Source organism: Mycobacterium sp. RTGN6 (genome assembly GCF_033804605.1).
Lineage (GTDB): Bacteria > Actinomycetota > Actinomycetes > Mycobacteriales > Mycobacteriaceae > Mycobacterium.
This window is the reverse complement of the sequence record NZ_JAPZKZ010000019.1, coordinates 70,732-77,550: the sequence shown is the minus strand read 5'-3', so window position 1 is coordinate 77,550 and position 6,819 is coordinate 70,732. Positions and strand designations below refer to the sequence as shown.

Sequence of the window (6,819 nt, the reverse complement as noted above, 5' to 3'; positions counted from 1 at the left end):
TGCAGCGGGTCCTCCGACAACGCCAAACCCAATACCTCTGGACCAAAACTGGTCCACTCGTTGGCATCTGGTGACTCCACCCGCAAATAACCAAGCGAAGTGATCTTCAAGATGACTCCTCGATGTTGGGGACGACACCGCTTCTCACGGCGCCATCAATAGCAATGGAAGCGGTGCACTCAGAGCACGTCGGGCGGGGTGGTCAGTTCCCGCATCTCGCTCCAGTCCGCGCCAGACATCCACTGCTGCCACGCGTGGTAGTTCCACAGCTGACCGTGCTCGTTGATGCTGGCCTGGATGTAGGGCGGGTCCAGAGAATCGTCGTCGCGCACGACCTTGCCGCAACCTAGGTTCATCTTCAGCAGCTGCGGAATCTTGCCGCTGGCTTGTCCGTGGGTTTGCATGGTGGCCTGGACCCAGTTCTCGCCGTCATCCTGCTCGGCCAAACCGCCCGGCCCGAAGGTAATGACCGCCTGCTGAACTGCCGCGGCCCGTTGTTCGGCGCTAGCGTCGCGGCGCACGAACGTGAACCACCAGAACTCGGTTTCCTCCGGCCCGCGCGGTATGCGCAGGGAAACCTGGTTGATCCAGGGCACGACCCACATGGTCGGAAAGATGCTCGCGTGACCGGCCGACCGTCTTCCCATCGGCCCGAACAGTTCCTGCATCTGCGGGGTGTCCCGCCACGAGTTGTCGATCCGCCCGCCCATGTCTCCCACCGCGTCGATCGTCCTACCCGAAATCGCATGACCGAAGTGGTCGATGAACACCAATTCCCGCCCCGCGGTGCTGTCCACCAGTTCCATCGGTGAGCCGTCGGGGGTCTCTACCCCCGTGGTATCCACTTTGCGATCACCTGCCGTCAAGTCGGGCAGCGGCGGCAGGATGCCGCTGCGAAACGCCGACAGGTGGGTGATTTGGGGGTGGTACATGTCAAAGAGGTTGTCCACGGCGAACTTCCAGTTGCACGGGATGACGAACTTCTGGATACCGGGAACCACCTCCATATCGGCTTGGGCTGCGATCAAGGCCAGGCCGAGGCGGCCGGTCCGGCCAAGGAATTCCTGCAGCGGCGGGGCCTCGGGATCGGCGGTGGCGAACACGAAACCCATGAACGTGTCCAACTGAGCCACCTCACGCAACCCGTTGGCGGCAGTGTCGAGGTCGTTGTGATAGAGCTCGGCAAGCCCCGGCACCCCCACCAAATCACCCGAAATGTCATACGTCCACCCGTGATAGGTGCACATGAAGTTGCGGGCGTTGCCCTCCTCGGCCCGACACACCGCATTACCGCGATGCAGACAGGTATTCAGCAGCGCCTTGATGCTGCCGTCCTTCTGACGAACGACCAACACATTGTCGCGACCCATCGGGGCCTCGAAGAAGTCCCCCTTCTTGCGGATCTGCGACTCGTGACACAAGAACAGCCAACTCCGCGCGAAGATCATCTGCATCTCCTGCTCGAAGATCTCCGAGCCCTTGAAGATGCTCCGATCGAGCTCGCCCCGCTCCAGCGAAACCAACTCCTGCAGCTTCTCGACAGCGATGGCCATGATGTTCTCCTTACGTTCCAGTTCCCACTAGCCGTGGAGCCCGCCGGACGCGGACCGAACCGCACGGCCGACAAAACCGCCGGAGTCGGCTGGGCTGCAAGTTGCGGATCGGCGTTACAGCAAGGCATTTGACCTGCAATGTCTCGATTGTGTCGTCGCTCCGAGGATCACCGCGAGGACGCCGTTCCACCTCGTGGAACTCCTGCCCCCCGCCGGCGGGCGGCGGCCTCTAGCGTGACGGAACGCATAACTGAACAGACGCTGGCCTGGACCAACGGGGTGGCGTCATCCGACCTAGCCATACCAGCGGCTAAGAGTTGCGCACGTAAGTCGCCGGCGCCGGGGTCACTGGCCGCGTGCCCCGCGGACCATTGGGCGCGGCCGAAGATCCGTAGCAATTCCGATAGACCGCCGTCAGGTCCGATAGACCGCCGTCAGGACGGAGAACCCGTGAACACCACAACCCCCGACGACGCGATCCACCAGCTCAAGCGTGTCGTCGCCGTGCAATCGGCGTCCAGCGTCGCGGTAGCGGGAAGGGCAGCGTGAGGAAGCCCTCATCGGGCAGCGGCTACCGGCTCGCCGAGGTGGAAAAGGCGCTCCTGAGCCGCTGGCCCGAGCATCGACTCGACCCCACCCTGGAGCGAATTTCTGCGGTGATGGAGCTGCTGGGCAACCCACAACGGCGCATCCCCGCGATCCATGTGACGGGCACGAACGGCAAGACGACGACAGCCCGGATCGCCGACGAACTCCTGCGCTCGACCGGCCGCAAAGTCGGCCGATATACCAGCCCCCACTTGACATCGATCCGCGAACGCATCGTCATCGACGGCTCACCGATCGACGCTGATGCCTTCGTCGCGGTCTACGACGAGGTGTTGCCGGCCGTCGAGAAGGTGGATCAGGCCGGCCCAGTATCGGCGACGTTCTTCGAGACCGTCACGGCGATGGCCCTCGTCTCCTTCGCACGCGCATGTGTCGACGCAGCCGTAATCGAGGTCGGGATGGGCGGCAGCTGGGACGCGACCAACGTCGTGGACGGGCGGGTTGCCGTCATTGCGCCGATCTCAATTGACCACACGGAGTACCTCGGACCCGACGAGGTAACGATCGCCACCGAGAAGGCAGGCATCATCAAGTTCGGGGCCACCGTCGTGCTCGCCAGCCAGCTTCCCGAAGCCGAGCATGTGCTGCGGGAACGCGCCGCCAACGTGGGTGCCAAGCTACAGTGCGCATCCGATACCGTCCGCCGGATCACCCGGACCACAGGACCCACCGGACAGCGCCTACATCTGCACGGCACGACCCATAGCTACCCTGGGCTCTTCCTGCCGCTGCTGGGCGAACACCAGGCGGACAACACCGAGTTGGCCCTTGCTGCCGTGGAGGCCTTCCTCGAGGCGGACGGGTCATCGCTCGAACCGGCGGCCGCCCGACGCGCACTCGGCCGCGTCTCGGCACCCGGCAGACTCGAAAAGCTGTGGGACACCCCGCCGGTCGTAGTCGACGCCTCCCACAACCCCGCCGGGACGGCGGCCAGCGTGGCCGGACTTCGGGAGGCGCTGTCCCCGTCGCGCCTCGTCGTCGTTCTGGCGATGCTCGAGGGCAAGGACGCCCGCGGCATCCTCGAGGCCCTGTCCGACGCGTCGATTGTCGTCGTCACCGAGAATGAATCACCCCGACGGCGGGCGGCCGGACTGGTTGCGGAGACGGCGCGAGACGTCCTGGGACCCGATCGGGTGCTCGTCGAACCCCGGATGGACGCCGCGATCACCAAGGCGTTGAGTATCGCGGAACCTCGCCACCCCGACGATCACCCGGTCGTACTCGTCACCGGAAGCGTGGTCACCGCCGGCCAAGCCCGCTCGGTCCTGCTCGGATGACCAACGTCCGAGCTGACTCCCGACGGTCCGCTGCAGACGTCGATCGAAGCTGCAAGACACCGCGGTCACCGCGGGAAAGAGAATTGCTTACTGTCACAGGGCGGCAGTGGTACTGGCTGCCTTGATCGAAGGCATCCGCCAGGTAGCGGTGCCCCCCGCGACCGGCAGACTGCGGGGTGACTTGCTACGCCTTGGCGAACTCATATGCGACCAGGCCCGCCAGCACTCCACCACCATCCGCGCAGTGCTCTTCGAGGTGTCCCGCGACCCCGCGCTGCGCGACGCGATGCAGCACTTGTTCCTCGATCAGCGGACTTTTGATCGAGATGGTCCTGCAAGAGGCAGTCGAACGCGGCGAGCTCGACGACGCCGCGATCTGCGACGAACTCTGGGATTTGATGCCCGGTTATCTGGTCTTCCGGTCGATCTTCACGAACCGTCGCCCAAACCGTGCTGACGCTCATCGACGATGTCATCATCCCCAGCCTCACTCGACCCACCGCATAACACGCGCTAACTCGGCGCCGAGCCCGCCGCCGCCGCGGCGCATGCGCGAAGGGTCGCTGACCGGGATATCAGACTTCAACCAGACCACGTCAGCGCCGATTACGCGAGCGACGCGGCCGGAACTCGGCGGATTCGAAGAGTTCGGCAGGCAGCTGCAGTTCCTCATTGGCACCTCGATGAGCATGCTGCTCGGCGTCATCCCGGGCACCGAGGACCCCGAGGTCGCGCGACGCTATCTCGAAGTGTTCGTGCTCCCGGCCCTCGTCGCCGACCCTCCCCCACCACGGGACGTCTTCAGCGACGGCCGCTAGTCGAGGGCCTCGCTCATCGGTGGGTTGCGATGATCCGTCTGGCCGCTTCGACACCCGACGCGCGGCGGCGCGCGACCGTACCGGGGTCGTCCGTCATCGCACGAGGGTCTGGCGAGTTCGCCCAGGCCATGGCGATGCCGAGCAATAGGGCAATCAGGTCGGCGGGTTCCCACACCCGGTCCACGTGCCCAGCCGCCTGGGCGGCTTCAATCGCGGCGATGGTACCGGCGAACACGGGTTCACCATCGGCATGGGGTTCGTCGAGGGGAAAGCCTTCCAGGCGTGCCCACGTGATCATGCGCAGGTGCTCGGGGTGGTCGCGGGCCACGTCGTAGACGTCGCCGACGAAGTCGGGAACAGTCCCGCGGCGCAGGCCGATCGCCCGGAAGAACTCGGCACTGTCGGCCGCCAACACCTCGCGAAACAGGGTTTCCTTGTCGCTGAAGTGCGCGTAGAGGCGCTCCTTGCTGGCCTGGGCGGTGCGGGCGATGCGATCGATCCGGGCCCCAGCCAATCCGTACTGGGCGAACTCGGCCCGGGCGGCTGCCAGGATCACGTCACGAAGCTCGGTCGTACTTCTCACAGCAAGATCATATGCCAAACGAACTCGTTCGTTCGGTAGGCTGGAACCTGCCAAATGAAGGAGGCTCAACAGGCATGACTACGGCGAGCACTGATGTGATCATGAATCCACCGGGGCGGGTCCAGGCGTTGCGCCGTGTCGTCGAGACCGTCGCCGACGGGGTCGCACCGCTCGTCGACATGTACCGCCCCTATGTGGACGGGCTACCCAACTTGCCCCACGATGGCCGATTCCTGTTGGTCGGCAACCACACCCAGTCTGGCGCCGAGGCGCTGTTGATCCCCTTGCTCGCGCGGCGCGCGATAGACCGCCGGGTGCGTCCCCTTGCCGACCGGAACTTCGGGCGTATGGGCGGCCTGCCCGGCGACCTACTCGCCGCCGTCGGCGCCGTGGTCGGAGCCCCCGAGACCGCTCGCGAGTTGATGGTGCACGACGAGCCCATTCTGGTGTTCCCCGGTGGAGGCCGCGAGATTGCCAAGTTCAAGGGCGAGGAGTACCTGCTGCGTTGGCAGGGCCGAACCGGATTCGCCCGCTTGTCAGTCGAATACGGCTATCCAATCGTGCCCGCAGGGCTCGTCGGCGGCGATGACGTCTACCGCAGCCTGACGACGCGCGAGGGACGATGGGGGCGGCTGAGTCAACGCCTCACCGAAAGACTGTCCGGCCGTTCCGACATGGCGATGCCGCTGATGCGTGGGATCGGCCCCACCCTCATTCCCCGGCCGCAGCGGATGTATCTGCGCTTCGGCAACCCCATCGACACAGCCAAACCCGCACGGGTCGCCGAAGACAAGTGGGTGGCCACGGTCAAGGACAAGACTCAGCAATCACTCGAGCAGATCCTGGCCGACCTCCTCGAGATCCGCAGCAGCGACCCCTACCGTGAGCTGAACCCATTCGCCTGGCGCAATGCCACCATGCCGTCCAATTGAGCGGCGACAGCCTGACGAGTCGAATGAGCAACCCGCCCGGTCAGTGTTCGATGGCGGCCATGTTGCCTTCGTCGTGGCGTTCGCCTGCGGCGGGGGTGAGGTTGTTGAGCCGCTCGAGCTGTTCGACGGTGAGTGCAACGCCATCGGCAGCGGTGTTCTCCTCGACGCGGGCGACCCGCTTGGTGCCGGGGATCGGGGCGATGTCGTCGCCCTGCGCAAGCAGCCAGGCCAGCGCAATCTGCGCCGGGGTGGCGCCTGCCTCGACGGCCACGGCCGCCACCTCGTCGACGATGCGCAGGTTGCGCTGAAAGTTCTCGCCGACGAAGCGCGGATTGGTCTTGCGCCAGTCGTCGTCGGAAATATCGGCGGCGGAACGGATTTCGCCGGTCAGGAAGCCGTGACCCAGCGGCGAATAGGGCACGAAACCGACGCCCAGCTCGCGGAGCAGCGGCAGCAATTCAGCCTCCACGTCGCGCGTCCACAGCGAGTACTCCGTCTGAAGCGCGGTGATCGGATGCACGGCATGGGCGCGTCGGATTGTGTCGACCCCGGCCTCGGACAGTCCGATGTGACGAACCTTGCCCTCGGCGACTAGCTCGGCCACAGCGCCGACGGTGTCCTCGATCGGGGTGTTCGGGTCGACCCGGTGCTGGTAGTACAGGTCGATGTGATCGATGTCGAGGCGTCTTAGCGAGCCCTCCACTGCGGCACGGACGTTCGCGGGGCTGCTGTCAACCACACCTGGCCCGCCCCCGGAGTGCGACACCAGTCCGAACTTCGTCGCCACCACCACCTGGTCGCGGCGACCCTTGATCGCCCGGCCGACCAACTCCTCGTTGACGAAGGGGCCGTAGATCTCAGCGGTGTCGAGGTGGGTGACGCCCAAGTCGAGTGCCCGGTGGATGGTGCGGATCGACTCGGCCTCGCTGCCCTCCCCCGTGTTGTAGTAGCCGGACATCGACATCGCGCCGAGCCCGATCCGGGAGACGTCCAGCTTGCCTAGCGTGATGTGCTTCATCAGTAACTCCACTTCTTGATTTCTTTTTG

Annotated in this window: 7 protein-coding genes and 1 pseudogene; 4 read left to right on the top strand and 4 right to left on the bottom strand. The window is 65.3% G+C overall.

Annotated elements, in window-relative coordinates:
• Window positions 1-86, bottom strand: an 86-nt coding sequence (locus SLQ33_RS33685) for a hypothetical protein (protein WP_413467783.1), incomplete at its 3' end; no start/stop codon positions are given.
• Between the two features lie 93 nt (window positions 87-179).
• Window positions 180-1,553: an aromatic ring-hydroxylating oxygenase subunit alpha gene (locus tag SLQ33_RS32835; protein ID WP_319458116.1), complete on the bottom strand. Its 1,374-nt coding sequence runs from the start codon at window positions 1,551-1,553 to the stop codon at window positions 180-182.
• A 545-nt stretch (window positions 1,554-2,098) separates the two neighbouring features.
• Here SLQ33_RS32835 and SLQ33_RS32830 point away from each other — a divergent pair.
• The 3 genes and pseudogenes from SLQ33_RS32830 to SLQ33_RS32820 all read left to right on the top strand — a co-directional run bounded on the left by SLQ33_RS32830 (window position 2,099) and on the right by SLQ33_RS32820 (window position 4,257).
• On the top strand, window positions 2,099-3,439 hold the full coding sequence (locus SLQ33_RS32830; protein ID WP_319458115.1) for a folylpolyglutamate synthase/dihydrofolate synthase family protein: 1,341 nt from the start codon (window positions 2,099-2,101) through the stop codon (window positions 3,437-3,439).
• Window positions 3,440-3,536: 97 nt separating this feature from the next.
• A pseudogene (locus tag SLQ33_RS32825) lies at window positions 3,537-3,946 on the top strand (TetR-like C-terminal domain-containing protein); the annotation flags it as partial.
• Window positions 3,947-3,987: 41 nt separating this feature from the next.
• Window positions 3,988-4,257, top strand: a complete 270-nt coding sequence (locus SLQ33_RS32820) for a hypothetical protein (protein WP_319458114.1) — start codon at window positions 3,988-3,990, stop codon at window positions 4,255-4,257.
• A 13-nt stretch (window positions 4,258-4,270) separates the two neighbouring features.
• Here SLQ33_RS32820 and SLQ33_RS32815 read toward each other — a convergent pair whose 3' ends face one another.
• Window positions 4,271-4,840 carry a TetR family transcriptional regulator gene (locus SLQ33_RS32815; RefSeq protein ID WP_319458113.1) on the bottom strand — a complete coding sequence of 190 codons (570 nt, stop codon included), beginning with the start codon at window positions 4,838-4,840 and terminating at the stop codon, window positions 4,271-4,273.
• A gap of 74 nt (window positions 4,841-4,914) precedes the next feature.
• Between SLQ33_RS32815 and SLQ33_RS32810 the strand changes: the two genes are divergently transcribed.
• Window positions 4,915-5,772 (top strand): lysophospholipid acyltransferase family protein, encoded by an 858-nt coding sequence (locus SLQ33_RS32810; protein ID WP_319458112.1) that lies wholly within the window; start codon window positions 4,915-4,917, stop codon window positions 5,770-5,772.
• A gap of 40 nt (window positions 5,773-5,812) precedes the next feature.
• Here SLQ33_RS32810 and SLQ33_RS32805 read toward each other — a convergent pair whose 3' ends face one another.
• A complete protein-coding gene (locus tag SLQ33_RS32805) occupies window positions 5,813-6,790 on the bottom strand; it encodes an aldo/keto reductase (RefSeq protein ID WP_319458111.1) in 978 nt (325 codons plus the stop codon).
• Between the last annotated feature and the right edge of the window lie 29 nt (window positions 6,791-6,819).

Bases quoted from the DNA above. Each gene is read 5' to 3' on its own strand.
- SLQ33_RS32835 (WP_319458116.1), bottom strand. From the start codon at position 1,553: ATGGCCATCGCTGTCGAGAAGCTGCAGGAGTTGGTTTCGCTGGAGCGG.
- SLQ33_RS32820 (WP_319458114.1), top strand. From the start codon at position 3,988: ATGCGCGAAGGGTCGCTGACCGGGATATCAGACTTCAACCAGACCACG.
- SLQ33_RS32810 (WP_319458112.1), top strand. From the start codon at position 4,915: ATGACTACGGCGAGCACTGATGTGATCATGAATCCACCGGGGCGGGTC.
- SLQ33_RS32805 (WP_319458111.1), bottom strand. From the start codon at position 6,790: ATGAAGCACATCACGCTAGGCAAGCTGGACGTCTCCCGGATCGGGCTC.